Source organism: Arthrobacter russicus, assembly GCF_031454135.1.
GTDB classification, from domain to species: Bacteria; Actinomycetota; Actinomycetes; order Actinomycetales; family Micrococcaceae; genus Renibacterium; species Renibacterium russicum.
Window position 1 is genome coordinate 3,410,394 of sequence record NZ_JAVDQF010000001.1, and the last position, 26,091, is coordinate 3,436,484.

The 26,091-nt window shown below is 66.1% G+C and carries 21 protein-coding genes and 1 pseudogene; all 22 read right to left on the bottom strand.

What is annotated here, in order from left to right:
* Window position 1: 1 nt before the first annotated feature.
* Window positions 2-1,405: a TrbL/VirB6 family protein gene (locus JOE69_RS16020; RefSeq protein WP_309800412.1), complete on the bottom strand. Its 1,404-nt coding sequence runs from the start codon at window positions 1,403-1,405 to the stop codon at window positions 2-4.
* A 40-nt stretch (window positions 1,406-1,445) separates the two neighbouring features.
* Window positions 1,446-1,772, bottom strand: a complete 327-nt coding sequence (locus JOE69_RS16025; RefSeq protein WP_309800413.1) for a DUF6112 family protein — start codon at window positions 1,770-1,772, stop codon at window positions 1,446-1,448.
* Between the two features lie 75 nt (window positions 1,773-1,847).
* Window positions 1,848-2,165, bottom strand: a complete 318-nt coding sequence (locus JOE69_RS16030) for a DUF6112 family protein (RefSeq protein ID WP_309800416.1) — start codon at window positions 2,163-2,165, stop codon at window positions 1,848-1,850.
* Window positions 2,166-2,256: 91 nt separating this feature from the next.
* Window positions 2,257-3,456, bottom strand: a complete 1,200-nt coding sequence (locus JOE69_RS16035; protein WP_309800420.1) for a hypothetical protein — start codon at window positions 3,454-3,456, stop codon at window positions 2,257-2,259.
* A 9-nt stretch (window positions 3,457-3,465) separates the two neighbouring features.
* On the bottom strand, window positions 3,466-4,146 hold the full coding sequence (locus tag JOE69_RS16040) for a hypothetical protein (RefSeq protein WP_309800421.1): 681 nt from the start codon (window positions 4,144-4,146) through the stop codon (window positions 3,466-3,468).
* Between the two features lie 66 nt (window positions 4,147-4,212).
* Window positions 4,213-5,163, bottom strand: coding sequence for a ParB/RepB/Spo0J family partition protein (locus JOE69_RS16045; RefSeq protein ID WP_309800423.1), 951 nt, complete (start codon window positions 5,161-5,163; stop codon window positions 4,213-4,215).
* Window positions 5,156-5,992: a hypothetical protein gene (locus JOE69_RS16050; RefSeq protein ID WP_309800425.1), complete on the bottom strand. Its 837-nt coding sequence runs from the start codon at window positions 5,990-5,992 to the stop codon at window positions 5,156-5,158. The genes JOE69_RS16045 and JOE69_RS16050 overlap by 8 nt, the downstream gene beginning before the upstream one ends.
* A 531-nt stretch (window positions 5,993-6,523) precedes the next feature.
* Complete coding sequence (locus JOE69_RS16055) at window positions 6,524-7,210, bottom strand: DUF2637 domain-containing protein (protein ID WP_309800427.1); 687 nt, start codon at window positions 7,208-7,210, stop codon at window positions 6,524-6,526.
* Window positions 7,204-8,181, bottom strand: a complete 978-nt coding sequence (locus JOE69_RS16060) for a bifunctional DNA primase/polymerase (protein ID WP_309800431.1) — start codon at window positions 8,179-8,181, stop codon at window positions 7,204-7,206. Before JOE69_RS16060 ends, JOE69_RS16055 begins: the two co-directional genes overlap by 7 nt.
* 585 nt (window positions 8,182-8,766) lie before the next feature.
* Complete coding sequence (locus tag JOE69_RS16065; RefSeq protein ID WP_309801351.1) at window positions 8,767-9,669, bottom strand: alpha/beta fold hydrolase; 903 nt, start codon at window positions 9,667-9,669, stop codon at window positions 8,767-8,769.
* A 221-nt stretch (window positions 9,670-9,890) separates the two neighbouring features.
* Window positions 9,891-10,808 (bottom strand): hypothetical protein, encoded by a 918-nt coding sequence (locus tag JOE69_RS16070; protein WP_309800433.1) that lies wholly within the window; start codon window positions 10,806-10,808, stop codon window positions 9,891-9,893.
* Window positions 10,805-11,335 carry a hypothetical protein gene (locus tag JOE69_RS16075; RefSeq protein WP_309800435.1) on the bottom strand — a complete coding sequence of 177 codons (531 nt, stop codon included), beginning with the start codon at window positions 11,333-11,335 and terminating at the stop codon, window positions 10,805-10,807. Before JOE69_RS16075 ends, JOE69_RS16070 begins: the two co-directional genes overlap by 4 nt.
* A gap of 60 nt (window positions 11,336-11,395) precedes the next feature.
* Window positions 11,396-12,055, bottom strand: a complete 660-nt coding sequence (locus JOE69_RS16080; protein WP_309800438.1) for an XRE family transcriptional regulator — start codon at window positions 12,053-12,055, stop codon at window positions 11,396-11,398.
* Between the two features lie 224 nt (window positions 12,056-12,279).
* On the bottom strand, window positions 12,280-12,798 hold the full coding sequence (locus JOE69_RS16085; RefSeq protein ID WP_309800440.1) for a VOC family protein: 519 nt from the start codon (window positions 12,796-12,798) through the stop codon (window positions 12,280-12,282).
* 208 nt (window positions 12,799-13,006) lie between these two features.
* The gene (locus JOE69_RS16090; protein ID WP_309800442.1) at window positions 13,007-14,062 is read right to left on the bottom strand and encodes a 2,3-butanediol dehydrogenase; all 1,056 of its coding nucleotides are present in this window, start codon (window positions 14,060-14,062) and stop codon (window positions 13,007-13,009) included.
* Between the two features lie 119 nt (window positions 14,063-14,181).
* Window positions 14,182-15,051, bottom strand: coding sequence for a DMT family transporter (locus JOE69_RS16095; protein WP_309800445.1), 870 nt, complete (start codon window positions 15,049-15,051; stop codon window positions 14,182-14,184).
* 35 nt (window positions 15,052-15,086) lie between these two features.
* Window positions 15,087-16,133, bottom strand: a complete 1,047-nt coding sequence (locus tag JOE69_RS16100) for a type II glyceraldehyde-3-phosphate dehydrogenase (protein WP_309800447.1) — start codon at window positions 16,131-16,133, stop codon at window positions 15,087-15,089.
* A gap of 44 nt (window positions 16,134-16,177) precedes the next feature.
* On the bottom strand, window positions 16,178-17,824 hold the full coding sequence (locus JOE69_RS16105) for an ABC1 kinase family protein (protein ID WP_309800449.1): 1,647 nt from the start codon (window positions 17,822-17,824) through the stop codon (window positions 16,178-16,180).
* A complete protein-coding gene (locus tag JOE69_RS16110; RefSeq protein WP_309800451.1) occupies window positions 17,821-18,963 on the bottom strand; it encodes a glycosyl hydrolase family 65 domain-containing protein in 1,143 nt (380 codons plus the stop codon). Before JOE69_RS16110 ends, JOE69_RS16105 begins: the two co-directional genes overlap by 4 nt.
* A 62-nt stretch (window positions 18,964-19,025) precedes the next feature.
* A pseudogene (locus JOE69_RS16115) lies at window positions 19,026-21,035 on the bottom strand (beta-phosphoglucomutase family hydrolase); the annotation flags it as partial.
* Window positions 21,032-23,452 carry a phosphoketolase family protein gene (locus JOE69_RS16120; protein WP_309800453.1) on the bottom strand — a complete coding sequence of 807 codons (2,421 nt, stop codon included), beginning with the start codon at window positions 23,450-23,452 and terminating at the stop codon, window positions 21,032-21,034. The pseudogene JOE69_RS16115 and the gene JOE69_RS16120, both read right to left, overlap by 4 nt.
* Window positions 23,453-23,491: 39 nt before the next feature.
* The gene (locus tag JOE69_RS16125; protein WP_309800455.1) at window positions 23,492-26,065 is read right to left on the bottom strand and encodes a heavy metal translocating P-type ATPase; all 2,574 of its coding nucleotides are present in this window, start codon (window positions 26,063-26,065) and stop codon (window positions 23,492-23,494) included.
* Window positions 26,066-26,091: the final 26 nt, after the last annotated feature.

Genomic DNA, 26,091 nt, shown 5'->3' on the forward strand with positions numbered 1-26,091 from the left:
CTTACTGCTTTGATGGCATCGGGCGAGCGGGACCGGATGACGGCTGCGGGCTGGCCTTAGGTGCCTGAGTCGGTGCGGCCGGTGGCGCAGGTGTGCTTGCCTGAGCCGATGGTGTGTTTCGCGGCGTAGCGCCAGCGGGCGGCTGTGTGTCGGTGGCCGCGGATTGAGCGGCATGCTGTTCGGCCGCTTGCCCAACGGCGCCGCCGAGCTTCGGGCCCGCGGTCGCGGCTGCTCCCACGACCTTCGCTCCGGCCTCGGCGGCGATCCCGATCGGTCCGGCCGCCGCACCGGCACCTGCCGCACCCGCGCCTGCACCAGCGGTTCCCGCCGTCGCGGCACCGGTCTCTCCTGCCGCTGGGGCCATTCCGCCTCCGCCGCCTGGAACTGGCGGCGCACTACCGCCGCCGCCGCTGCTGCCTGCTTTGTCGCTACCGCCGCCGTCGAGGACCTTTTTGGCGCTGTCGGTGGGTGGCTTGTTCGGCATCGGGAGAGGCCGGTTCATGCTGCTCTTCGCGTCCTGCTCGGAGCCCATCGCGTGGTAGATGTCAAAGCCCATGAAGCTGATGAACCGGTAAGCCATGTAGGGGGCGAACGCGGCGACGAACATGAGGACCACCCCGGCGATGGGTTGGCTGATCGAGGCAAGGTCGAAGTTGATCGGAGCGTCCAGTTGCGCGGTCGCGACGAGGAACACGACGACGATGACGAGCTTGGAAACCGCCAGGGCAAGTACGAAGCTCGCCCACTTCCCAAACCAGCCCTTCGTGGCCTCCCACGCCGACCCCGACAAAGCGATCGGGGCCATCACGATCGCCACCAAGAGCAACGCTTTGCGGATCAGAAGCGAGAACCACACGATCGCTGCTGCGCTGATGGCGAGCCCGGCGAGGAAGATCGTGACGACCGCACCGACACCCGGGGCGCTGATATTGATCGCCGTGAGACCGAGGGCGAGCGCGCCGATCCGGGCACCCATCTGATCCATGGTCGTTCCGGTGGCCTGCACGATACCGACGCAGAGCTGGTCGACAATCTGCAACATCGTCGCGGTGAGCGTGATAACCAAGAACGAGCCGAGGATCGCCCGGCCCATCCCCAGGGCCGCTTTTGACAGCGAGCCGGGATCTCGACGGATCAACCCGGTGATCAGCTGGAGACAGAAGAAGATCAGGGTGACGAACACCGCAACACCGAACAGGATGTTGTAGACCGACACGTACTGCGGGCTGGTGACATCGACGGCGGTGGTCGAGTCGAAGATGCCCCACACACCCTGGAACATCCACTGCGCCGCCTGCCCTGCCGCCTGCGCGAGGTAGTCGAACGGGGCAGCGACAAGGGACGCGGCTCCCTGGCCGACAGTGTTGCAGACGGTGGAAATGACGGGTACATCGCAGACACCCACGACGAACTCCTCTCAGAACGAATCGGATCGGGTCGGCTTGTTAGGAGACGGTCTGGCCGACGTTCCAGAAGAAGTTCACGAGCGTCACCGCGGCCCCGCAGACGACAGCCGCGCCGCAGGACACGAGGACGCCGGTCTTGCCGCGGGACGCGAGGTGCGGGTTGGAGGAGTTGGCACCGAATCCCCAGACGATCGCGGCGACGATCAACGCCAGGACGGAGAGGATCAGGCCGCCCGTCATGACCGCGCCAACGATGGTGCGCAGCGCCTCGATACCGGGCAGCCCGTCGCTGTTCGGGGTGATGTTGATATCCGCAGGCAGTGCGGCGGGCAGGGTGGCCAGGCGGTTGGCGAGCTCGAGCAGCATGATGACTCCTTCACATGGGCTGTCCCGCGAAGTCCGCGGGCTCGACAACCCAGGTGCACCGACCAGGCCCGGACCTTAGAGGGTGCTGCCGAGGTGGAGGAGGAAGTTCGCCCAGGTCACCCCGGCCCCGGCCAGCGCTGCGGTGCCGACAGCGATCCACAGTCCGGTGCGGGCACGTCCAGCGGTCTGAAAGTTGCCGTGCGAGTTGGCCAGAGCCCAGGTAATGGCGCAGACGACGAGCATCAGCACGGCGACGATCAGCACAACCGTCAGCAGCGCCCCGATGACAGAAGAGAGCTGATCAGCGCCGCCGACGCCGCCGAAGTTCGGGTACACGTCCGTGGTGAGGCGTTCGGTGAGAACACGGTTCGGCGGGAGAAGAAGGTTCGGCATCGGTCAGGCTCCTGTCCAGAGGCGGTCACCGACCCAGGTGCGCCTATCGACCCCCATTGCGGGATTACCGGGGCGTCGGTCGTGATGATCGTCACAGGGTGAGTTGGGCGCTGCCGATCCCGCGGATGTCGACGTGCTGGTGGTTGCAGGTGTCGGCGAACTGGCCAATATGGTCAAGGCGGATCGGGTCGCCGGCGGTGGCGCGGCACTCCGATTGGCCTACCCATGCCCCCGAGGGCAGGATCGTGTCCAGGTATTGAAGTAGGGCAATGTCGGCCGCGTTCGAACCGTTGAGTCCTTGGCCGCCGATGCTGATGAAGTCAATCGCGAGGTCCGGGATCGTGCAATGCGGGGACGACGGGCAGTCCAGGGTGCTTCCAACGCATGGCCGGCCGAGGTCGCTGATCCCGACGGAGCCGAAGCGCTGCATGGTGAGGACAAGTATCTGGAGCACTCGAGGGTCGACCTGGCAGCGGGCGGTGACCGTCCCGTTCGCGGTGGCCTCGATTTGCTGGCTGAACATCGCCGGCTCGGATTGGGTGAAGATTCCTTTCGCGTGGCCATCGACCAGCAGTTGCGCGAGCTGCCGGGAATCGCCCGAGACCAGACAACCGACACTGCCCGAGCCCGTGCTGGAGTTCGTGGTGCCAGTGAGGGTCGCGAGGATGGCTGTAGCGACGGGCTGGTAGTTCGCGTAGCGATCAGGGAAGGCGGAAACCTCGACGCTCTGAGCCGCGACCCCTGGCGACATCGACTGCCAGCCGGAAATGTCCAGCAGGCCGCGCGGGGAGGGATAGTTCGGGCCGGCAGGGCCGCCGAAGAAGGCTTTCGCCTGATAGCTCGGGTCCATCAGTTGAGCGACCGTTCCCCAGCCGGATTGTGGTCGCATTTGGAACATTCCGAGACTGTCGTGGTCGCCGCCGTCACCGTCATTGGCATAGCTCGCCGATTCTGGGTAGACGCCCGGGTTTGCCAGCATCCGCAGTGACGACTCGGTCAGCGCGGCCATCAGCGCAACAGTCACACCCTGTTTGCCGACCCCGGAGATCTGTCCGCCGACGGTGATGATCGTCGCGGCCCTGCCCAGTTGTGTGCCATCCAGGGTGACCGACGCCCCGTCCGCGGTCGTGGCGGTGAGCGAGTCGGGAGTGTGATTCACGGTCAGCGCACTATCGGGCAGGCAGCGCGATTGCGCGGCGGGATTCATCAGCACCGCCACGCCGACCAAGACACCGGTAGGACCGAGGACTAGTGCTCCGGCAGCGAGAGCGGCAACGATCTTCTTCCACATCGACGGCGGCTACTTCAGCGGGTTGTTCAGCTGGGACAGCCGCAGCAGATGACACTGGACAGAGGTCGGCGGGCAGAGCTCGAAGACCGTGAACGTGACCGGGCTGGCAGCCTGTTGAGCTTGGCCCTCCCAGATCCCAGCCCGGTGCCTGGTTCCGCGGATCGTGACGGCAACCGTGCCTCGTTCCAGCTGAGATCCGGAGGAGGCGACGATTCCTGGCCACGAGGCGGGGATGTTCGCTGAATCGATCGTGAGGGACTGGCTGGTTTGGTATGTGCGAAGCTGCTTCCAGACCTCATCGGTTGGCAGATAGGCGGCCAGGTCAGCGACTAGCCCCGCGGTCTCGCCGGCGTCGGGGTCGGCTCCGGCGACGATCGCGTTCTCGGACTCCTGCAGCGTCAGCCCTGACATCGTGTCCCACGTGAATAGAACCTTCGCCACCGCCCGCGCGTAGATGACGGGGTCATTCGTCGTTGGCAGGGTGGGTGTGTCCGGCACTGGGGTGGTGTCCGGGACGTTCGGCGTGATCGGCGCGGTCTGGTGCGGGGATGGGATGCCAGCGGGAGCCGTGGGGGAGGGTCCGCGCAGGAGACCGTAGATGCCCAGACCGGTCAGCGCGAGGGCGACGACCGCGGCGGCTACCACGGTGACGAGGAACGCGCGGCGTGGGCGCGGTGAGGATGAACGCATGGTGCACTCCAGAGCAGGCCGGTGGGTTTCCAGCCAGGTGCACAACCTCGCGCAGGCGACGTTCGGTCAGGCTTGGGCGGAGGTGCGGGCCTCTCGCGCCGTGTCGGCGAATGCGACCGTCGCGGCGACGGTCGCCTCGAACTGCGTCCATTGCTCCGCGCTGAGAGCTGGCCCCACGATGATCGGGTCGTAGTGCTCGGCCCACCCGGACATCTCGTCCCAGGTCAGCAGGAACGCCCGCACCGTGTACTGTCGCACCGGCTCAGCACCCGTGCGCAGAGCGCGGGGGACAGGCTTGTGCTTCTTCTCCGCGGACACGCGGGCGAGGGCCTGGTCGGCGAGGTAGTGCAGTTCGGCGTCGTGCCCGGCTTGAGCTGCCTTAACTCGCTGGTAGTGACCAAAGACCGTGCCATCCGCATCTATCTCGGACAACTCTGCAGTCGCGAATTCTCGCAACGCCGTAGGGGTCTCAGAGGCGGCAGCGAGTTCTTGGATCTCGCTCACCTGCTCCAGGCGTGTGTACGAGTTTGTGCCGGTGACGAGCTGGGCTGCTTGCGCCCTGGACTTCCGATCTGACGGTGGTGCCGATTCGGCACCACCGGAGATTTCACCGATTTCGGTCCCGGAGCCGAACCGGGTTGCCTGCTGGCGGCGGGCAGCGTCTTCAGCCATGACCGCCTTCAGCTCCTGATAGAGGGCAGCTCCTTCGGTGGGGGTCAGCGGCTTGTGGAGCAGGTTGTCGTCCCTCTCCGCCATGAGCTGTCCGAGGCGGGACGAGATACCAGAGCGCACCCACACGTTCACGCTCCTCCAGCCCAACAGTCGAATCGCCGCGATACGACGGCGACCACACAGCAACATGCCGTCCGGTGCGATCGTTATGGCTTGTAGCAGGCCGTCCTGCTCAATGGACGCGGCTAGGGCCTCGATGTCGCCCAGATCGTGCCGGTGACGGTCCCCGAACCAGATCGAGCTCACCGCGCGATCCAGTTCGATGTGGCCCAACGGGTTAGCCATCGTCACCGCCCCTGTGAGCCCGTGGTGCCGCAAGGGTCACTGCAAGCACGAGGTCGTCGTCGCTAAGCAGATCGGCGAGGCTGTCACCGATGAGGAGTCTGACGAGGGTCCCGCGGCGGGCGTTCGCGCTGGCCGCGGTGGGATGACCGAGTGTGATCCGTAGCAAGCCGATCCATGAGGCATGCGGCAGGTCCAGGAGGGCGCGTGCGCTCTTATCGCGACGGAGTGCGTCGTATGCGGCGGCGCGGTCGCCGTAGTCCAGCAGGCGGGAGCAGATGTATTCGATGCCGCCGCGCCCGGTGTCCTCATCCCAACCCAACAAGACGAGCAGGGTGACCGTCGACTCGACTGCGCGCCCCGCATCAGTTGAGCCGGCCGTGTCTTGTTCGTCAGGCGGGAGGGTCCGGAAGGCGGGGTGGTATTCGGTGAGCTCGGTTTCGCGGTCGCTGAATCGTTCGGCGTCGTGGAAGACGGAGAATTGCGGACGGCGTGCTCGCTCGGTCGAGGTGAGCAGGCCGTGGGCGCGCTGCTCAGCGATCAACGTGATTCGTACAGCGACCGTGACGACCGCCCACGGGTCATCGGCCTTTCGGGTGGAGTCATTCAGCATCGCCTCGAACGCGGCGACGGCCGCGTCTTCAGGTTCCATCCCGAATTTCCGCGCCAACGCCCCGTACCGGCGTGCCGTGAACCGCATCAGCTCCGCGGCCTCCGGATCAGTTCGCCACGCCCCCGCGCCCGCCTTGTGGAGGCGCTCCAGAAGCACACGCAGACCCTCCGAGCCGGCGAAGGCCGGTTCGTTGACATCGTCAAAGCTCGTGCGTGGCATCGATATCGGGACTCCTCAAAGTGACGAGGGTCAGGTGCACGCCCGCTCCCAGGGTGGCCACTCTGTCTCGTCGTTGAGGCGAGCTGACTAGCGGTGAAGACTCATCGCTGCGCCACGAACATCGCGGTTGGCACCGTATGCACCTAGCGGGGCGAGACGTGACGCACGATCGGACCTGATCGTGTCTCCGACCTCGCGTTCTCGCTGCACCAGGGGCTTCAGCGCTTGGGTTGGACGGTGGACTGCGTGGGTGAGTCGGATGCCGTGACCGGCAACTCGCCCACTGGCACCGGAGAGAACATCGCTCGCGCGAACCCACGTCACCTGACCGGTTCTGGGTAGGCGTGGCTGTCGGACGGAGTTCCGCACTCGTTGCTGCAAGACTTGTTGTTCGATCGCGTCGGGTGTCTCCTGCGAGGTCGGCGACTCCGACGTTCGGGTTATGGGCGCGATTTGTTCTGGACCGTGGTGCGACGCGTCGCGCCTCCCGTCGATCGTGGTGATGCTGTCAGTCATTGCCGCCCCTCTCTTTTAGTGCGCCGATAGAGCTCCCTGCTCCTCGGCATTCGCGGAGGCATCGTCGCCTCCGACGTTCTCTAAACCAGCAGGAAGCCATCTGCCGACCGTGGACGGGTGCACGTTCAACTCACGAGCGATCCTTCTGTTCGACCACCCGGCACCCCGAAGTCGTGCGGCAACACCGCGCGGATCTGCCGCTGCGAACACCCCTGCCGCCGACGGCTCCGCCACTGCAGCGACGAATGTGGGAGCGACGGCATCGCGACCGGCTGGGATGCGGGACCGTCGCGTCAGGTCGACCGTCAGATGGGTGCTCGCCAACAGGACGATCGGAGGAATCGCGGAGACACAGGCCGCCAACGGCTTCGAAACAGCCACATCAGCAGCGACCCAGGAGTGTGCAATGTTCGCTGCCACCGATACGGCCGTTCCCGCGATCAGCAGCCCCCACGGGTAGACGATCGCCCTGCGCCCGTGCGGGCTCAACGCGACTACTGAGATCGTTGCGACCACGATCATCCCGTCGACGATCAGTGGCCACACCCACGCCTCTGCGGGCGAGATCCCTGCCAGTCCGGCCAGATTCGTGAGCGCTGTGAACGACAGCCAGAACGCTCCTAACGCGATACCAATGTTGCCGGATACTGCGGCCATGACGACCCAGCGGGCCACGGTGATGACCGCTGTGGCGTTCACCATTGCATCCGCCAACTACGTTCGTGGGTGTACGAGTTGGGACTGGTGTGGCGATACGCCGAACCGATGGTCGCCGTCGCCTCGAGTTGCGTCAAACCAGCCTTGAGCGCAGCGTCGAGCAGAACTCGCTGAGCTTCATGCTCTGGCAGACCCTGGTCGACATATCGGCAGGCCGCCCAAAACAAACTGCTGTTTCGAGAACCCTCAGGACGCCGCGCCATCCACCCCGCGATCCTTTGGTCGTCGGGCGTATGGCGACCAGGTGCGGGGAAGGAGATCCCCGCCGCTGCTGTCGGCGTTGGACGCAGAAATGCTTTCAGTGCCACTGCGTCGAGGGGCCGAGGATCGCGACCTACCGCAATGACCTCATATGGGCGGCTGGCGCCGTCCGACTGCGACACCGTCGAGGGCGGAGCCAGTATGTAGCCGCCGGTCCCGCGAAAGTCGATATGCACCTCGCCCGCGCTCCAGGAGCGTTGGGGGCGTTCAGGGAGTGCCGGATAGTACAAGTGGAGCCCTCCCGAGGGCGTCCGAACAATAAGCGCCCATCCTTCAATCAATCCAGCCCGGCGCGCTCGTTCCAGCGCAGAAAATCCGCTGCCGTTCTCGTGGGCGTCGACGTCCACCACGTCCACGCCCGCGCCCCCGGTCGCGATGGCAAGGTTTGCGTCTGGCCACCGATCGGCCCACCGCGCTATTCGCCGCCCGGAGGTTGTCGCGTCCTTGAAGCCGTGAGTACTCAGCGGCGATTTGCTGTAAGGAATACAGGGAAATACTGGCAATTTGGCGTCGGCTATCTGCGTCGCTGCAGAGAAGAAGGGTGACCCGTTGTACTTCGGGAAGGTGTTGCGGCCACCTAGCCCAGCGTGGTTGACGGCTTCAGGGTCCCGGTTCGCCAGTCTCAGCATCGCTTCTGTCCAGCCGGTCTCGCGTTGGGCAAAAGGTACAGGCGAGTTGTCGGTGTGTCGGTTCAACGATTGCCCCCCAATCGGACGGGACGCCGCTTGACCGCTTCGCCGGTGAGCTTTGGGAACTTCACGGCCTTCAGGAGCAAGGGATCGCAATGGTCCGGAAAGTGATGGGATTCGTGGGCTGCGGTCAGTGAATGCCACATGATTTCGTCCTGCACCTGGTCCTCCCTGCATGCGCTATCCGTACGCGCGCAAAGGCGAGCGAAGGTGCCGTCCGGCCAGTCGTATCAGAGAGGTGCGAACGGCAAGCCCGAGCTGGTTCCAGCGCTCGAAATGATCGCTGGCTTTTCTATGGAGCTAGCGCGGCGAGCGTGGGTGCTTGACGCCGCGCGTACCAAACGTCCACCGAGAATCGCAAGCGGCACGTCGGGAAGTTCATCCACCAGGTTCCTTCGGAATCGGACGGTCGCGACTATTCGCGATAGCAGGCGCTGAGCGAAATCCGGTCGTCTGCCACGTCGTTGCTTTCAGCTCAAGACCGGTCAGCGGAAAGCTGGCGCATGCGCTGTCGCGCGTCGTTGCATCGGAACCCATCGCCCCAGTTTTGCAGATTTGCGGAAAATTGGCAATGGTGCGGAAAGAGCGGTTTCACCTCGGCTTAACGGCGTGGTTGCCCTCGATCCAGCGCCGAGCAACCTCCGAGAAACGCTGAGGGTCCTCATTCCACTCCATCGCATGGGGGCAGGGCGGAAACTCCACGAGTTCGACGAGATCGGATGCGGTTGCGAACGCAGAGGAGGATGCGAACGGCGCCGTCCGGTCTCCCTTTGAGTGGATGACGAGGGTCGGGACGATCGGCGCGGGCAGCTGGTCGGGCAAGCTCAGGGACCTGTCGAGGCGAAGTAGACGGCTGCTGAGCGGTAACGAAAGTGCTGCCATTGCCGAGATGGCGAGCACGCTGGGAACACGGTTCTGTGCCATGGCGTACCGAATGCTCCTGGCCCAGCTGATCACGGGCGAAATGAGCAGCATCCCGGCGAGCACATCGCGATGAGATCCGTTCTCGGCGGCATAAAGTGCGATCGTTGCTCCCAACGACCAGCCAATGAAGAAGATTTTCGTTGCCCCCCGCGATCGCGCAAGGCCGACGGCGTCGTCCACCGCCTGCCATTCTGTTTGACCAAGGGCGGAAGGACGCGGGGCCTCGCCGGGGGCTTCGCGATCACCTGGATAGGAAACCACGAGAGAAGTCCATCCAGAGCCAGATATCGCCCGAACGCTACGGAACGCTGAGTCTCTTCCCGCGAGCATGCCGTGAATGTGGATGACCCAAGTCGTAGCCGCTGGGCCCGACCCCGGAAAGAGCCAAGCAGGCTGTGTGCCCGTCGCTGTCTGTACATCGACGGCGAGGGGCGAAACTCCGGTTACTTCGTCGGGTTGGAAGACGTTGCCGCACGCTCGAGCGTCGGTCTTCGGGTGAAGGTCTGCCGGGATGGCCATATGGCGAACGACCCCCTCGCCCCCAGCGGGGAGGCGTGTTCCCGGGCTCATCACTGCGAGCCTGGCCTCGTCGTCGTAGAGCAGACCGATGATTCCCTCGAAACGAGTGAGCGGGGTCGCGGACAAGACGACTTCGGATGCTCCCACCGTGTTAAGGATGCGTGTAGGCCGTGCTCGGCGCGGATAGACAATCTCCCGGGCTAGAAGCAGAGTCGTGGCCAGGTAGGCCAAAAGCGTGAAAAGGATGGCTAACGCGACAACAAGTGTGAGCGTCAACGCGAAGCCTCTTGGAGTCGGCCAGATAGTAGTCGCTCCACAACAGCGAAGATGAGGTTGTCGGCCTTGGATAGGGTTTGGGTCCCCATCTTGAGTCGATCTCGGATGTTCACCGCGGAGTCAACGGCAAGCTGGCGAGATGACCAGCCGCTGGCCTGGGCGCGCACGAGGACGCGCGCACAATACTCGGCGCAGTGTGCGCGTCCGTCTACTTGAAGAGTCCATCGGGCGAGGGATTTCCAGAACATTCGGAGACCAAGCACCCAGACGAAACCCAGCACGGCTATGAAGATCCCGCCGAAGAATGGCCCTTCGGCTGCGTAGTAGAAGGACTCTCTGAAGTCTTCGTTGGGCGGACCGAAATGAGTGATGCAGAGATAGGTCAACTCCATCGCGCTGCCGATCAGCATCAAGGAGAGACCGAGGATGTACAGCCACGTCATCACCGATAGCTCCCGGATCAAGAGGGCAATGACGCGCGCAGCGAGCACCCCCATGATCGAGATGTAGACGCTTGCAAACAACCAGGTCGGGAACTCGTCCAGCCGGTCGAGGACGAAGTCCGGTGAAGTAGGTCCGGGTTGCGGTATCAACAGAAACGGGATGATGAAAGCGGCCAATACCAAGCACAGGCCCCACACCGGCAACCTCCGTTCCGGACGCCGACGCTCGGCTGCGACTGCGTTGTGGAAGAACCACATCGCAGCCACAGCGGAGGTATCACGTAAGAGGGTCAAAAGATTGCGGTCGCCGAGAAACCTATCCATGACCGTCGGACTTATCGCAAAGATGCCATAGGTGGCTATGGAGACCGCGGCGAACGTCGTAGCCCACCAGGCTGGCTTCCGCCAAGAATTGCGGGCACGCAAGACGACCACCACGATCAGGGCGATGAGGCAGAGGAACTGGATCACGCGAAGTGGTCCTCCTCCGGAGAGTCTGCAAAGACACGAAGCCGCCGCATAAGCGATCTCGCCATTTGCTCGACGAGCTTTTCCTCGCGCACTGTCTCGGCGTCGACTGATTCACTGCTGTTGCGCGGGCAAATGCGCAGAAACAGGCGAGACTGCTGGGCCGGCTGCCGTGGCCTGGACAATTGTGGCGAGAACCAAACGTCGGGCGCGCTGCGGATGATGAGGTGGCAGAGCTCATGAACCCGGCTAAGCAGGCTGTAATACTTGCTGTCTTCGGCTGGCACCATCACGCCGGTGAATGTGGCGGCATCAAAGACGATTCCGGTCGCGGCATGCAGAGCGGCGCCGTGGATCTCTTTGAACCGCAGCGGACGGCCGTACAAGGCCTCGACAGCACGGCTGAGGTCATCAAAGTCTGGCCGCGGGGGCAATGCCAGACGCAGGATGAACTCATCGACCGGGCGCGGAGCTACTGCTCGCCCCGCACCTGCGCGGGGCGAGCGGCCAGACCGAGAAGCCTTTGCCATCCAACTTCGACCGCTTAATGACAGTAGAGCCGCGCCACCGGAGCGTCTCCACCGCTACCGCTAGGGGCCTTCCTCCTCGTCGATGAACTCGCGGATCGCATTTTCCACAGCATGAATCTCCTCGGGCTCGAGCTCATCCAAGGAGCGGGCGGCAAGGCGCACGACCCCCACCTCACGCATGGTTCGTGCGAACTTCAGCTGTACCTCGACGCGCGAGGATGCCGCATCGTCCGTCCCAGCCAAGTAGTCGCTCGGGACTTCGAGGAAACTGCTGAGGGCGGATACGGTTTCGGCCGAACCAATACCCTCGAGGAACGCGTACCAATCTCTCTGCGACAAGAGATGCCCTTCCTCAGAGAGAGCAGCTCGCGCCTTGAGGAAAGCGGCGTCTAGGTCGTCGTAAAGCCCAGCCGCTTCCACCGCAAGTCGGGCTCTATCTGCGCGAGCGATCTCCGCAGCCCGCGAACCTCGCACCGATTCCCCAGCACGCCGCGTCGCTCGCGAGATCAGATCCAGAGGATCGTCGTCGATCGCCTGGCACAGCATGACCAGTTCCACTACAGAGACCGGACGACGACCGCGAAGCACTCGATAAATGGAATCGTCGCTGATTGAGGCGCGTTGCGCCCAGGTCTTGACGTTGATCTGCGCGATCGCTTGCGCGGCACGCAGTTCAGCCGCCAGGGCTTCCTGGAGAGGAAGGACGGCAGCCTCGTTCATTGGAGGACCCACTCAGCACGCAACTTGTTCATCAGCATTCTCCGGCAAATATACGGCATTCCCGCGGATCTGCAACAGAGCCGTTATTCTGCGGCCACTTCTCCACCCTGTAGATGCACACCCGGGCCCAGGAATTCAGCAGTCGGAACATAGGTCTGCACAGCGACAAACACGGCTACGGCCCCTTCTGCCGCCGTTGGCTTGTGCCTGGCCATTCCGGCAACTCAACTGGGAGAGAACGGCTCGGGGTACGTCGAAACCTGTTTCATCGGCGGCATGTAGCTGCTGGCGCGGAAATCGGGTTCGCCTCCAGCGGACATGATGATCCGAGCGTTTTCCGGTGTGATGATTTCAACTTCGATCGTGTTCCAAGGCATCGTCGTTGGTCCCGTCACACATCCGGGTCTGATGGCAGAGCACGCTTTGGCGATGACGTCGATTTCCGAACCCCCACAGGCGTAGGTGACCGAAACCAATGACGGTTCATCAGATCGACCGAGTGGAATCAGAACGACATCTTGGAACGCCTGGCGTCGCATGTGCGTCAAGCGGCCGGGGAGGCTGAATTGTTCGAAGAATCCGAGTCCTCGCGTCCAAAAATCGATGGATTCCGACAGGTCAGTGGTCGGGATCGTAACGTACGTCGGCATGCCGAAGATCCCGCGATAGATCTCCGACGCCTTTGTTGCAGGATCAGGCGCCGGAACCGGGCTGATCTGGAGGGCGTCGTCCTCATCACTCATGGTTCATGTTCTCCAAACAACTACGCTCTGACTTCCGGCTCGGCGATCTCGAGCTCCTTGATCGCCGGCCTCATCCCGCTTCCCGACTCCGAAGGCCTTGCCGCCCTCACCGACCCCCCCACCGGCCGATCGGACCCGACGGGCAGCGATGGGCATCGCCGATCGGCCGATCGGGGCTGCGCCGGCAGGGGGCCGGGGATGCCGCTGGCTAGGGCTGGACGAGGATTTTCACTTGCGTGTCGTTGTGGTTGATGAGGGCATCGAATCCTTTGTCGAGGAGGTCGTCGAGGCCGATGCGGGCGGTGATGAATGGCTCGAGCTTCACCTTCCCTTGGCGGACCAGTTCGATGGTCGCGGGGTGGTCGTTCGCGTATGCGATCGTGCCGCGCAGGTCGATCTCTTTCAGCACGAGCTTCTGCATGTCCACGGTCGCGGGGTGGCCCCAGATCGAGACGTTCACGATCACGCCGGCGGGGCGAACGGCGTCGAGGAGGGTGTCGAGGACCGCGTTGACGCTAGAGCACTCGAAGCCGACGTCTGCACCCAGGCCGCCGGTCAGTGCACGGACCACTTCGGCGACATCTGTTTGGCTGGGGTCGAGGACATGATCGGCTACTCCCGTGCTGGTGGCCATGTCTTTGCGGGCCTGGCTGAGTTCGGACACGATGACCGTGAGGCCCTGGGCCTTGAGTACCGCGGCGAGAAGCAGCCCGATCGGTCCAGCACCGCCGATCAGGGCGACATCCCCGCTCTTTGCCCCGCTGCGCACGAAGGCATGGTGGCCGACGGCGAGGGGTTCGATGAGGGCGGCGGCGTCGAGGGGGATGTCTCCGATGGGGTGCACCCAGCGCCGTTCGACGACGATCTTCTCGCTGAGTCCGCCGCCGCGTCCGGCGAGGCCGATGAAGTTCATGTTCGGTGAGAGCTGGTATTCGTGGCCTTCGCTGACGTCGACGTCCGCGCCTATGATGTAGGGCTCGACGACCACATTCTCGCCGACGGTGAGGTCGGTGACTCCCTCACCGAGTGCTGTGATCGTTCCCGAGAACTCGTGTCCCATGGTCACCGGTGCCGACTCTCCTGAGATGGGGTGCGGGTGCCCGGCGGCGGGGATGAAGATCGGGCCGTCGCGGTATTCGTGCAGGTCCGTGCCGCAGATCCCGCACCAGGCGATGTCGATGGCGACGGTGCCGGGGAGGAGCTGCGGGGCGGGGATGTCCTCGATGCGGATGTCGTTGCGGGCGTAGTAGCGGGCGGCTTTCATGTCATTTCTCCTTATTTGTGTGGGCCAGCTGAGTGCTTGGCCCTGCATTGCGGTGATATCCCGGCGTTTGTGCCGGGCGGTTCTGGTCTGAGCCGGGGCGGGCGGCACCGAGGATGCGGTCACTCACGCGTGGAATGCAGTGCGGTGATGGTCATGACCCGTCGCGGGCGTTGATTGGCGACGACCTCGAGGATCAGGGCCGCGAGGACGGCGGCGACGCCGGTCCAGCCCAGGGCCGTCTGGTGCTCGCCGAGAACGAAGACCGAGAGGGCGATTCCGAATACCGGGACCAGTAGTATCCAGGCGGTGAGCTGGTCCAGGCGTGCGCGTTTGCTTTCGGTGATCCAGGCGACGTTGGAGAAGGCTGTGCCGATGACGGCCATGTAGAGGAGTGCCAGCACAAGTCCGGCGTTCCAGTGGATGATCGGCGGTCCCTCGACGAGGAACGCTGCGACCGCGAGGACGACGCCGCCGATGAGGAACTGCCAGGCGGCTAAGGTCAGCGGCGGCACATCGATGATCCTGGCCAGCAAGGTTCCGCCGGTCGCGGCGGCGGCCGCGACGAGCGACAGCACCGCTCCGGTACCGAACCCGGAGGGCAGTGCCACAAGAACGAGTCCGACGACGCCGAGCAGCAACGCGCCGACCGTGAGCGCCTTGGGCTTCTCGCCGAACAGCCACCATGCGGGCAGGAGGATGAGGACGGGTTGGGCGTTGGCGAGGACGGTGGCCCCTCCGGTGGACATGCCGGTGAGGCCTCCGAACATTGCCCAGTACGCCAGGGCGACGTTCACGAGGCCCATTGCGATGACCAGCAGCCAGGTCCGGCGTCCGCGGGGACGCGGGGAGCGCCGCACGCGGGCAACGATCAGCAGCACGACGGCGGCCACGAGCACGCGCAGCGCGGCGGTCCACAGCGGCGGCGCATCGCGCAGGGCGATGCTGATGGCGAGGTAGCACGACCCCCAGGCGAAGGTGATCGCGATCATCCGCCAAGGCCGAGGCGCGGGCCTGGTGTTGTCCATCAGGGGCGGGGAAGCGGGGACAGGAAGTCGTCGCGCATTCCCAGGGTGTCGTCGGTGATCTTCATCGAGGTGGCGGCGTCGGGTGCGGTCCGGGTGAGGGCGCGGATCGCGTCAATGGTTTCCGGGACGACGATGGCCTCGTTGTAGACCTGGTAGGTGAGGAACGCTTCGTCGCCTTGCACGGTGACGAGGTCCTCCCACACGGCCACTTCCCACATGTCTCCCCGGGGGCGACCGAGATCGCGCATCAGCTCGATCGTCGAGTTGAGGGCGACGAGCCCGTCGGACATCCGGATGAAGGCGATCCGCGGTGCGGCGCGAAGCGCGTCGAGGACTTCCTCTCGTGTCGCTTCGCGGGTCAGTTGCAGGGTCCAGTAGTGGTTGTGGGTCTGGGTGTGGGCGCCTTTCGCGGCGATGGTGACCAGGTCCAGGTCGGGGATCACGGTTTGGGCGTCGGGGCCCTGGTGGGAGGGGATCTTGGCCTCGGGGACCATGGTGTTCATGATTCCGCCGAGGTGCGATTCCCACGGGTCGGTGGCGCGTCGGATGAGCACGCCGCGAGCCCGCAGGAGGAGCCCCGCGTCGCGGAGCGCGCCGAGGACCCGGACGATGCTGGTGGTGTTGCAGGACACCACCCGGGTGGTGTCCCGTCCGAGGGCGCTGGCGTAGTTGGCCTGGGCGACGAAGGAGTGCCCGGTGGTGCTGTGCGATTCACCGCCTTGGAAGATGGCTTTCACACCGGCTGCGGTGTAGCGGGGCAGGTTGCCGGCGGCGACATGTTTGGGGGTGCTGTCGACGATGATGTCAGCTTGCGCCAGCAGGTCGTCCAGGGTTCCCAGGGGGTGCAGTCCTTCGGCGTTCATGGCGGTCAGGGCGTCCTGGGTGGAGGCGAAGACGGGAATCCGGCCGGCGACGGACTTGATGCGCCAGTCGGTGGCGATGTCAGCGATGCCGACCAGTTCCATGTCCGGCTGCAGCAGCACGGCGTCGGCGACGCGCTTGCCGATGACTCCGTAGCCGTTGACGGCAACTCGTGTCTTGCTCATGGTGGTGCCTTTCTCTCAGTGTTCTGTGGTGGTGGGGTGGGATGTCATCGTCGGCGTCGCATGGTCCAGAGGAGGTAGCCGCCGAGTGCGCTGGCCACGCCGGCACCAGCGCCGATCATGACGCCTTCGCGGGAGCGCCACTTGGTGTTGTTGCTGACGAGTTCGCCGATGCCGTTGACCAGCGCGGCCGCGATCAGGCCGGCGATGAGGCGATTGCCGATCCGCTCGGCCCGGCCCACCAGGGGTTCCAGCTCGGCCGCGCGCAGGTGCACTTCGAAGCCGTTGGTGTCTAGGATTTGCCGCATCCGGCGGAGGGTGGCAGGCAGCTCGAGGAGGAGGGCCCCGGCATCCGCTGACGCCTTTGCCCACCGTTTCGCCAGGGCGGGAAGGGAGAGCTGGTGTTGCGCCAGTCGTTCCGAGAACGGGGTGAGGGCCTGCAGCATGTCGAACTGCGGGTCGAGTTCCGCGGCTAGTCCCTCGGTCATCATCAGCACCTTGAACAGCAGTGCCGTCTGCTGCGGCAGCTGAAGATGCTGGTGCCGCAGCAGGGCGAGCAGTTGCCCGAGGAGGTGGGAGAGGTTGATCTCCGACAGGGGACGGCCCCGGTACAGCCCGATGAAGGCGGCCAGGGAGCGGTGGAGGTCGTCGCGGTCGGGGGCGTCTTTCGTGACCGAGAGGGCGAGCACCGCGGTGGTGAGCGCATCGAGGTCGCCCTGGGTGAAGGTGAGGAGGACCTCGGAGAGCTGGTCGGTGACGTCTTCGTCCAGGTGCCCGACCATGCCGAAGTCGATCAGGGCGATGGATCCGTCCGGCTGGATGAACATGTTGCCCGGGTGCGGGTCGGCGTGGAAGAAACGGTTCTCGAACACCATGGTCAGGATCAGGTTGGCGCCCCGCTCGGCGAGTTGGTGCCGGTCGATGCCGGCCGTGTTGAGGGCGGTCAGGTCGTCGACCCGGAGCCCGCGCATCCGTTCCAGGGTCAGCACCCGTGACGTGCTCGTCTCCCAGAAAACCTGGGGAATGGCCACATCGGTGGAGCCGGTGAAGTCGGCGGCGAACCGCTCCGCGTTCCGGCCCTCCTGGAGGTAGTCGAGTTCGGCGAGCAGTGAGCGGGAGAACTCCTCGACGATGCCTGGCAGGTTGTACTGGCGGGCGGACTCCCACCGTTTGTCGGCACGGTCGGCGAGGTTCTGCAGGATCTCCAGGTCTTCGTGGATCTGGGCGACCGCGCCGGGTCGGCGGACCTTCACCACGGCCTCGGTCCCGTCGTGGAGGGTCGCGGCATACGCCTGCCCGATCGACGCCGCGGCGAGCGGTTGCGGGTCGAATTGCGCGAAGAGCTGCTCCGGGTCGGCGCCGAGCTCCTCACGGATCACCGCTTTCATCGGCTCCCAGTCCTCCGACGGTGCGCCGTCCTGCAGCTTGGCCAGCTCGGCGAGGTAGGCGGCGGGAAGCAGGTCGCTGCGGGTGGACAGCAGCTGGCCGAGCTTGATGAACGTCGGGCCGAGCTCCTCCAATGCCAGTCGGACGTGTTCCGGGTTCGTATAGGGCTCGGCCCGGCGCGCATGCCCGAGAACACCCTTATTGAAGGGAATCCATTTCTCCAGGCCGAGCAGCCCGAGGCCCAGGCCGAGGCCGTGCCGCTCGAGGATGGTGGCGATTCGCCGATACCGGTTCCGGTGTGTGCTCATTGGTCGAGGGCTCCTTCTTTGCTCGTGCTCGCGGGCCGGGGCGGTGCGGCTGGTCGGGTGGCGAACTGTCTGGTCTGGCCGCCGGTCAGCGTCGCGGCGTTCGCGTTGACGCGCACCCGGATCGGAGCAGCCGACCCGGGGTGCGTGTGCAGCCCCAGGCTGCGGCGGCTGAGGGTTACGTCGATGAGGTGGCTGCGGTATCGGATCTGGAACCGGGCCCGGGTGAGGTTCGGAGGCAGCTGCGGGGTGAAGACGAGCTCGTCGTCACCGAGAGCCATGCCGGCGAAGGAGCGGACGGGCAGATCGACCGTGCCGGCCATCGCGCCGAGATGGATTCCCTCGCGGGTCGTCCCGCCTTGCGAGTCGTCGAGGTCGGCGATCAGCGCCTCGCGGAACTCGGTCCACGATCGTGACGGATCCACACCGGCCAGGACGGAGGCCTGGACGACCCGGCTGAGTGTGGACCCGTTGCTGGTGCGGGCGAGGTAGTAGTCGATCGTGCGCATCAGGTCCGCCTCGGGGAACGGGTAGCCGAGCGCCGCGAGCTGCTTGCGGAGCCCGTCGCGGCCGAGAAGGTAGACCAGCATGATGACGTCGGGTTGTTTGGCGAGCTTGTAGCGGTTGGTGCTGTCGTCCTCGGACTCGAGGATGAGGTCGAGACGGCCGATGTCGCCGTACCGCTGCCGATACCGGTCCCAGTCCAGTTCCTGAAGGCCCTCGTAGCCGTCGAACTGGGTCAGGATGCCGTCGCGGTGGAACCCCACGGCGAGCCGGCTGCCGAAGTGGGCCCAGTGGGCGATCTCCTCGACGGTGACGCGCAGCCGGTCTCGGAGGGACTCGCCCCGGTGGCCGGCGAGAAGGATCAGGACTTCTCCGGCACGTGCCGCGACCCAGGCGGCGAGCACGTTGGTGTAGCTGTTGTCGCGCAGGCCGCTGCCTGGAGCGTCCGGAGGGCCGTCGTGGAACTCATCCGGTCCCATCACGCCGGTGATGTGGAAGCGGTCGGCGGAGGAGTCGTACTCGGCCAGGGAGGCGAACAGGCGGGTGACCTCGATGATGAGCTCGCCGCCGCGTTCGGCGAGCCACTCGAGGTCGCCGGTGGCCTGGTAGTGCTGCCAGGCGTTGTAGGCGATGGCCACAGTCCGACGTGGCGTTGACGATGCGAGTTGTCGGGCATCCACCGGCCGGAACGCGGGTTGTAGAGAACGTTCGGGGTCTCCTCCCGACCGTCGCTGCCGCTCTGCCACGGGAACAGCGCCCCAGCCAGGCCGGCGGCGCTCGCCGCGACGCGGGCGGCGTTTAGACGCCGCCACCGGTAGTCGATCAGCGCGCGGCTGACCTCGGGGAGGCGGACGGCGAGGACGGGGAGGACGAACACCTCGTCCCAGAAGACGTGCCCCCGGTATCCCTCGCCGTGCCAGCCGCGGGCGGGAACCCCGGTGTCGAGCTCGACGGTGTGCGGGGACAGCGTCTGCAGCAGGTGGAAGATGTGAAGGTTCAGAACCAGCTGGCTGTGCCGGTCACCGTCGAGGGCCACCGCGAACAGGTCCCAGAGCCGCCGCCATGCGGCCTCATGCTGCTCGAGCAGAACCGGGATGTCCTCATTGCGGTGCGCGAGCCGGTCCAGGGCGGCGCCGCCGGGCTCGGAGATGGCGCGGTCGTGGGAGGTGAAGATCGCTGCCGTCTTGGTCAGGATGACCGGGGCGCCGTCTTCCAACTGGACGCGGAACGCCCGGCTGCGCTGCGATCCTCGTCCCGTGGTCCGCACGGTCGCCGCGTCCGCGCCGGTGAGGCGCGTGCGAACGGCGGTCGCGATGCGCACCGCGCTCTGCCGGGTCTCGACCTCGCACAGGATGACCTCCCCCGTCCGCCGGAACACCGCCGGGGTGAGGTGGGTGGAATCCGACCCGATGTACGCGGCCACATTGGTATTGCGGACGCTCGCGTCGATCCCCGCCCGGACCGTGACAGGTCCGCTCCAGCCCTGCGCGGTAATGGTGGTCTCCAGGACGGCCAGATGCGGGTCGTGCAGAGAGGTGAAGGACCGTTGCGCGACATCCAGGCGACTCCCGCCCGGATCGGTGAGGGTGACCCGTCGAACGACCAGTCCGCGCCGCAGATCCAGTTCGCGATGTTCGCCGTGACCGACAAGCCCACCCGCGGACCACCAGGGCCCGTCGCCGATGCGGAGATCCACCGGGAGCCAGTTGGGGGTGTTGACCAGGTGCTCTTCTTCGATGGCCCGGCCGTGGAGGGTGCTGCGCAGCCGGTTGTAGACGCCGGCGAGGTATGTACCGGGGTAGTGGATCCCGTCGTCATGGCGCTCCGGCCGGGCGCCGCGGGTGACGAGATACCCGTTGCCCAGCGCGGTCAGCGCTTCCCGGTGGCCTTCGTGCGCGGGGTCGAAGCCCTCGTAGGCCAGCACCCACGGGTCCGTGGCCGACAAGCCCAGATCCAGCTCGCCCACATCGTCGAGAACGATGTCCGCTCCGGCCGCCTCGAGCTGTTCGCGCTGCCCGGCCCGGTCGATTCCGACGACGAGACCGAAGCCGCCCCGCCGGCCGGCCTCGACCCCAGCCAGCGAATCCTCGACGACCACGGCACGGGCCGCCGGCACGCCCAGCCGGCGGCTCGCCTCCAGGAACACCGCAGGATCAGGCTTGCCCGGCAGGCGCTGTGTGAGCGCGGTCTCGCCGTCCACGATCGTGTCGAAGGCGCCGGCGAGGCCGGCTGCGGCCAGTAGCTGCCGGGCGTTGCGGCTGGCCGTGACCAGGCCGACCGGGATGGCGGCGTTCCTCAGGCGCTGCAGCAACGCGGCGGTGCCCGGGTAGACCCGCAGGCCCCGGTTGTGCAGCTGGGTCAGGAAGAGCTCGTTCTTCCGGGCGGCGAGCCCGGCGATCGTCCACGCGTCCGGCGGATCGTTCGGCTCCCCGGGCGGCAGCGTGATCCCTCGGGCGCTCAAGTACTCGGATACCCCGTCCTCACGGCTGCGCCCGTCAACGTATTCGCGGTAGTCCGTCACCGGGTCGAAAGCGCGCGCAGGGTCGGTGACGTGGACGCGCGGGTCGTTCAGCACCTGGTCGAACAGCTGCTTCCACGCGGCGGCGTGGATCGCGGCCGTGTCGGTGACGACCCCGTCCATGTCGAACAGGACCGCGGCGTAGCCGGCCTCGAGCTGGTGAGTGCCATGGGCTGCCGACAGGGTGCTCATCTGGACCCAGGGGTGGTCGGTTCGGCGGGATCCGTCGGCGTGCTGTCCCAGATCCAGTCGCGGATCTCAGGGTGGTCTTCGCCGTGCTCGCGAATGTATGCGCGGTGCTCGATCAGGGCGGTGCGCAGTTCATCCCGCACGTGGGCGGAGACGTCGCGCAGCCGGGGCACCCGGTCGATGACGTCGATGGCCAAGTGGTAGCGGTCGAGTTCGTTTAGCACGCACATGTCGAACGGGGTAGTGGTCGTGCCTTCCTCCTGGTAGCCATGGACGTGCATGTTGGCGTGGTTCGCCCTGCGGTAGGTGAGCCGGTGGATCAGGGTCGGGTAGCCGTGGTAGGCGAACACGACGGGCGCGTGCGTGGTAAACAGGGCGTCGAAGTCCGCATCGGACAGGCCGTGCGGGTGCGCCTTCTGGTCTTTGAGCCGCATCAGGTCGACGACGTTGACGACCCGGATGCGCAGGTCCGGGAAGTGGGATTTCAGGATCATCACGGCGGCGAGGGTCTCCATCGTCGGCACATCGCCGGCGCAAGCCATCACGACGTCGGGTTCCAGACCGTCGTCGCTGCTGGCCCAGTCCCAGATCCCGATGCCCTTGGTGCAGTGCTCGATCGCCTGCTCCATGGTCAGGAACTGCAGCTGGGGTTGCTTGCCGGCGACGATGACGTTCACGTACTGGCGGCTGCGCAGGCAATGATCGGCGACCGACAGGAGTGTGTTCGCATCCGGCGGCAGGTACACCCGGATCACGTCGGGTTTCTTGTTCACGACGTGGTCGATGAAGCCGGGGTCCTGGTGGGAGAAGCCGTTGTTGTCCTGGCGCCACACGTGGGAAGTGAGCAGGTAGTTCAGGGACGCGACCGGGCGCCGCCACGGGATGCTGTTGGTGGTGGTCAACCATTTGGCGTGCTGGTTGAACATCGAGTCGACGATGTGGATGAAGCCCTCGTAGCAGGAGAAGAACCCGTGCCGGCCGGTGAGCAGGTACCCCTCGAGCCAGCCCTGCAGGGTGTGTTCGGAGAGGATCTCCATCACCCGCCCGTCGACGGCGAGGTGATCGTCGTCGGCGACGGTGGCGGCGTTCCACGCCCGGTTCGTGGCGTCGAGGACGGCGTCGAGCCGGTTGGAGTTGTTCTCGTCCGGGGCGAAGACCCGGAAGTTGTCCATGTTGGCGCTCATCACGTCGCGCAGCAGCCCGCCGAGCACCCGGGTGGACTCACCGGTGACCGTCCCCGGGGTGGGCACCGCCACCGCATGGTCGCGGAAGTCGGGCATCCGCAGATCGCGCAGCAGAGCGCCGCCGTTGGCGTGCGGGTTGGCGCTCATCCGGCGGTCGCCGGCCGGGTGCAGGGTCGCGATCGCCTCGATCGGTGCCCCGGTTTCGTCGAAGAGTTCTTCGGGACGGTAGCTGCGCATCCAGGCTTCGAGGATCGCCCGATGTTCGGGGTTCTCCCGCGCCTGGGTGAACGGCACCTGGTGGGACCGCCAGCTGCCCTCGACCTTCTTCCCGTCGACCTCCTTCGGCCCCGTCCACCCTTTCGGGGAGCGCAGCACGATCATCGGCCACATCGGACGACGGGTGTCCCCGTCCTGTGACCGGTTCTTGATGTTATGGATCTCGTCCAGGCAGGCGTCCAGGGTGCGGGCGAAGTCCTGGTGCATTTGTGTCGGGTCGTCGCCTTCGACGTAGTGCGGGGTGTGCCCGTAGCCGCGCAGCAGGTGATCGAGCTCTTCGGGGCTGATCCGCGCCAGCACGGTGGGGTTGGCGATCTTGTAGCCGTTCAGGTGCAGGATCGGCAGCACCGTGCCGTCCCGGGCGGGGTCGACGAACTTGTTCGACTGCCAACTGGCCGCGAGTGGGCCGGTCTCGGCCTCCCCGTCGCCGACCACTGCGGCGACGATGAGGTCGGGGTTGTCGAACGCTGCCCCGTAGGCGTGCGAGAGGGCATACCCCAACTCGCCGCCCTCGTGAATGGAGCCGGGGGTCTCCGGTGCGACATGGCTGGGGATACCGCCGGGGAAGGAGAACTGCCGGAACAGCCGCCGCATGCCGGCGGCGTCCTGGGTGATGTCCGGGTAGGTTTCGGTGTAGCTGCCCTCCAACCAGGACGCGGCGACCGGGCCGGGGCCGCCGTGGCCGGGCCCCATGACGTAGATGGTGTCCAGGTCGCGTTGCATGATGGCCCGGTTCAGGTGGGCGTAGATGAAGTTCAGCCCAGGGGTGGTGCCCCAGTGTCCGAGCAGCCGCGGTTTGATGTGCTCAGGCAGCAGCGGCTCCCGCAGCAGCGGATTATCCAGCAGGTAGATCTGCCCCACCGAGAGGTAATTCGCCGCCCGCCACCAGGTATTGATGCGATCCAGTTGCCCGGCATCGAGCACCGGATCGGTGCTCATCGGAGTAGACGGTGTAGTCATCGGTTCATCACTTTCTGTCGGCAGGGACGTGCGGGACGGTTACGGTGCGACGCTTGGTGCGGGTGCGGGTGCGGGTGCGGGTGCGGGTGCGGGTGCGGGTGCCGCCGGGACGGGCAGGCGAAGCCGCTTGAGCAGGAGCGCGTTGACGGCGACGATCACGGAGGAGCCGGACATGCTGATCGCGGCGATCTCCGGGGTGAGCATCAGCCCGAACGCGGGGACGAACACGCCGGCGGCGATCGGGAGGGCGATGGCGTTGTAGCCGATGGCCCAGCCGAGATTCTGCCGCATTTTCCGCAGCGTGCCCTTCCCGATCTTCAGGGCGATCGCGACGTCCAGCGGGTCGGAGCGCATCAGCACGACATCGGCGGTCTCGATGGCGACGTCGGTGCCGGCGCCGATGGCGATGCCGAGGTCGGCCTGGGCGAGCGCGGGGGCGTCGTTGACGCCGTCGCCGACCATCGCGACCTTCTTCCCGGCCTTCTGCAGCTCGGCGATCTTCGCCGACTTGTCCTCGGGCAGCACCTCGGCGATGACCGTGTCGATGCCCAGCAGCGACGCGATCCGGTTGGCGGTGGGCTGGTTGTCGCCGGTGAGCATGACCACCTCGATGCCGGCCTCGTGCAGGGCGTCGATGGCGGCTTTCGCGGTGTCGCGGGGGGCGTCGGCCAGTCCGATGACGCCGGCGGCTTTTCCGTCGACGGCGAACATGATCGCCGTGCGGCCGCTTTCGGCGAGGGACTTCTGTGTCGCTTCCACCGACGCGGTGTCGATGCCCTGTTCGCCCATCAGCCGGGTGTTGCCGAGGACGACCTGCCGTCCGTCGACGGTGGCGATGGCACCCCGCCCGGCGATGTTGCGGAACGCGGACGCGGTCCGGCGCGGAATGTTCCGCCCGTCGGCGTAGGCGACGATCGCCTTCGCCAGCGGGTGCTCCGATTCCCGTTCGAGCGCAGCGGCCAGCGACAGTAGTCCGAGGTCCTCCATGCCGACCGGGAGGTAGTCGGTGACCTCGGGTTCGCCTTTGGTGAGGGTGCCGGTCTTGTCCAGCACGACGGTGTTGATGCGGGCGGCGGTCTCGATCCCGGCGGCGTTCTTGAACAGCACACCGCGTTTCGCGCCGAGGCCGGTGCCGACCATGATCGCGGTCGGGGTGGCAAGCCCCAATGCGTCGGGGCAGGTGATGACCACGACGGTGATCGCGAACAGGATCGCGGTCGGCACGGACGCGCCGGTCAGCCACCAGACCAGGAAGGTCACGCTGCCGCCGATCAGGGCAACCAGCACGAGCCAGAACGCGGCCCGGTCGGCGAGGCGCTGCCCGGGCGCTTTGGAGTTCTGCGCCTCCTGCACCAGTTTCACGATCTGAGCCAGCGCGGTGTCGGCGCCGACCTTGGTGGCGCGGACCCGCAACGTGCCGCTGGTGTTGACGGTCGCGCCGATCACCGCGGATCCGGGGGTCTTCTCCACCGGCATGGACTCGCCGGTGACCATCGATTCGTCGATCTCGGATTCGCCGTCCTCCACCTGCCCGTCGGTGGGGACCTTCGCGCCGGGCCGCACCAGCATCAGATCGCCGGGGACCACCTCGGAGGTCGCGACCTCGACTTCTTGCCCGTCGCGGATGACCACGGCGCGGGCGGGGGCGAGCTCGAGCAGGCGGCGGATGGCGTCGTTCGCTCCTCCGCGGGCGCGCATCTCCACCCAGTGGCCGAGCAGCACGAAGGTGGTGAGGACGGTGGCGGCTTCGTAGAACACGTCTCCGCCGCCGGTGAGGGTGACGATCAGGCTGTAGATCCACCCGGCGCCGACGCCGACTGCGACGAGGACCATCATGTCCAGGGTGCGGGCGCGCAGCGCGCGGAAGGCGCCGTCGAAGAAGATCCAGGCGGAGTAGAAGATCACCGGCAGTGACAGGATCAGGGTGAATACGTCGTCGCGGAGTCCGAACGGGGCTGGCACGGTGAACCCGAACACGTTCCGGCCGATTGGGGAGAACAGCAGGATCGCGACTGACAGGATCGCGGCGACCAGGAACCGGTTGCGCATGTCGCGGATCATCGCCGCCATCGACATGCCCGCATGGCCGCCGCCGTGGCCCATCACCTCTTGGGCCGTGCGGGGCGCGGTGTCGTGGTCGCCGTGACCGGCAGCGTCCGGTGCGTGGTCGCGCATGGCGTCGGCCATCGCGTCCCCGGTCATCGAGCCGTCGGTCATGGAGCCTGCAGGCATGGAGCCCGCGCTCATGGCGTCCCCGGTCGTGGAGTCCGCAGGCATGGGGTTCGCGGTCGTAGATTTGTCGGTCATCGGGTGATCGTGCATCGCCGGCAGGGAGTGGCCGGTGTGGGATACGTCGTCGGGGTCGTCGGCCGGGTTGCAGATGTGGTCGGGGACGGACTGGCCGGCGCAGTGGTACCCGCAGTCGGTGATCCACCGGCTCAGTTGCGCCAGGGAGGTCAGCTCGGGGTTGTAGGAGATGTTCGCGGTCTGGGCGACCGGGTTGGCCTCCACGGCGGTCACCCCTGGGCGGCGGAGGAGGGTTGCTTCGATGACGGATTTCGAGGATGCCCTTTGGAGGCCGGATACTTCCAGGACGATGTGTCGTGTGCTCATGGTGTCTGCTTTCTCCTGCTGGTCGG

Coding starts and splice junctions, on each gene's coding strand:
- JOE69_RS16025 (WP_309800413.1), bottom strand. CDS start 1,772: ATGCTGCTCGAGCTCGCCAACCGCCTGGCCACCCTGCCCGCCGCACTG.
- JOE69_RS16030 (WP_309800416.1), bottom strand. CDS start 2,165: ATGCCGAACCTTCTTCTCCCGCCGAACCGTGTTCTCACCGAACGCCTC.
- JOE69_RS16035 (WP_309800420.1), bottom strand. CDS start 3,456: ATGTGGAAGAAGATCGTTGCCGCTCTCGCTGCCGGAGCACTAGTCCTC.
- JOE69_RS16040 (WP_309800421.1), bottom strand. CDS start 4,146: ATGCGTTCATCCTCACCGCGCCCACGCCGCGCGTTCCTCGTCACCGTG.
- JOE69_RS16045 (WP_309800423.1), bottom strand. CDS start 5,163: ATGGCTAACCCGTTGGGCCACATCGAACTGGATCGCGCGGTGAGCTCG.
- JOE69_RS16050 (WP_309800425.1), bottom strand. CDS start 5,992: ATGCCACGCACGAGCTTTGACGATGTCAACGAACCGGCCTTCGCCGGC.
- JOE69_RS16055 (WP_309800427.1), bottom strand. CDS start 7,210: ATGGTGAACGCCACAGCGGTCATCACCGTGGCCCGCTGGGTCGTCATG.
- JOE69_RS16065 (WP_309801351.1), bottom strand. CDS start 9,669: ATGAGCCCGGGAACACGCCTCCCCGCTGGGGGCGAGGGGGTCGTTCGC.
- JOE69_RS16075 (WP_309800435.1), bottom strand. CDS start 11,335: ATGGCAAAGGCTTCTCGGTCTGGCCGCTCGCCCCGCGCAGGTGCGGGG.
- JOE69_RS16080 (WP_309800438.1), bottom strand. CDS start 12,055: ATGAACGAGGCTGCCGTCCTTCCTCTCCAGGAAGCCCTGGCGGCTGAA.
- JOE69_RS16085 (WP_309800440.1), bottom strand. CDS start 12,798: ATGAGTGATGAGGACGACGCCCTCCAGATCAGCCCGGTTCCGGCGCCT.
- JOE69_RS16090 (WP_309800442.1), bottom strand. CDS start 14,062: ATGAAAGCCGCCCGCTACTACGCCCGCAACGACATCCGCATCGAGGAC.
- JOE69_RS16095 (WP_309800445.1), bottom strand. CDS start 15,051: ATGATCGCGATCACCTTCGCCTGGGGGTCGTGCTACCTCGCCATCAGC.
- JOE69_RS16100 (WP_309800447.1), bottom strand. CDS start 16,133: ATGAGCAAGACACGAGTTGCCGTCAACGGCTACGGAGTCATCGGCAAG.
- JOE69_RS16105 (WP_309800449.1), bottom strand. CDS start 17,824: ATGAGCACACACCGGAACCGGTATCGGCGAATCGCCACCATCCTCGAG.
- JOE69_RS16120 (WP_309800453.1), bottom strand. CDS start 23,452: ATGACTACACCGTCTACTCCGATGAGCACCGATCCGGTGCTCGATGCC.
- JOE69_RS16125 (WP_309800455.1), bottom strand. CDS start 26,065: ATGAGCACACGACACATCGTCCTGGAAGTATCCGGCCTCCAAAGGGCA.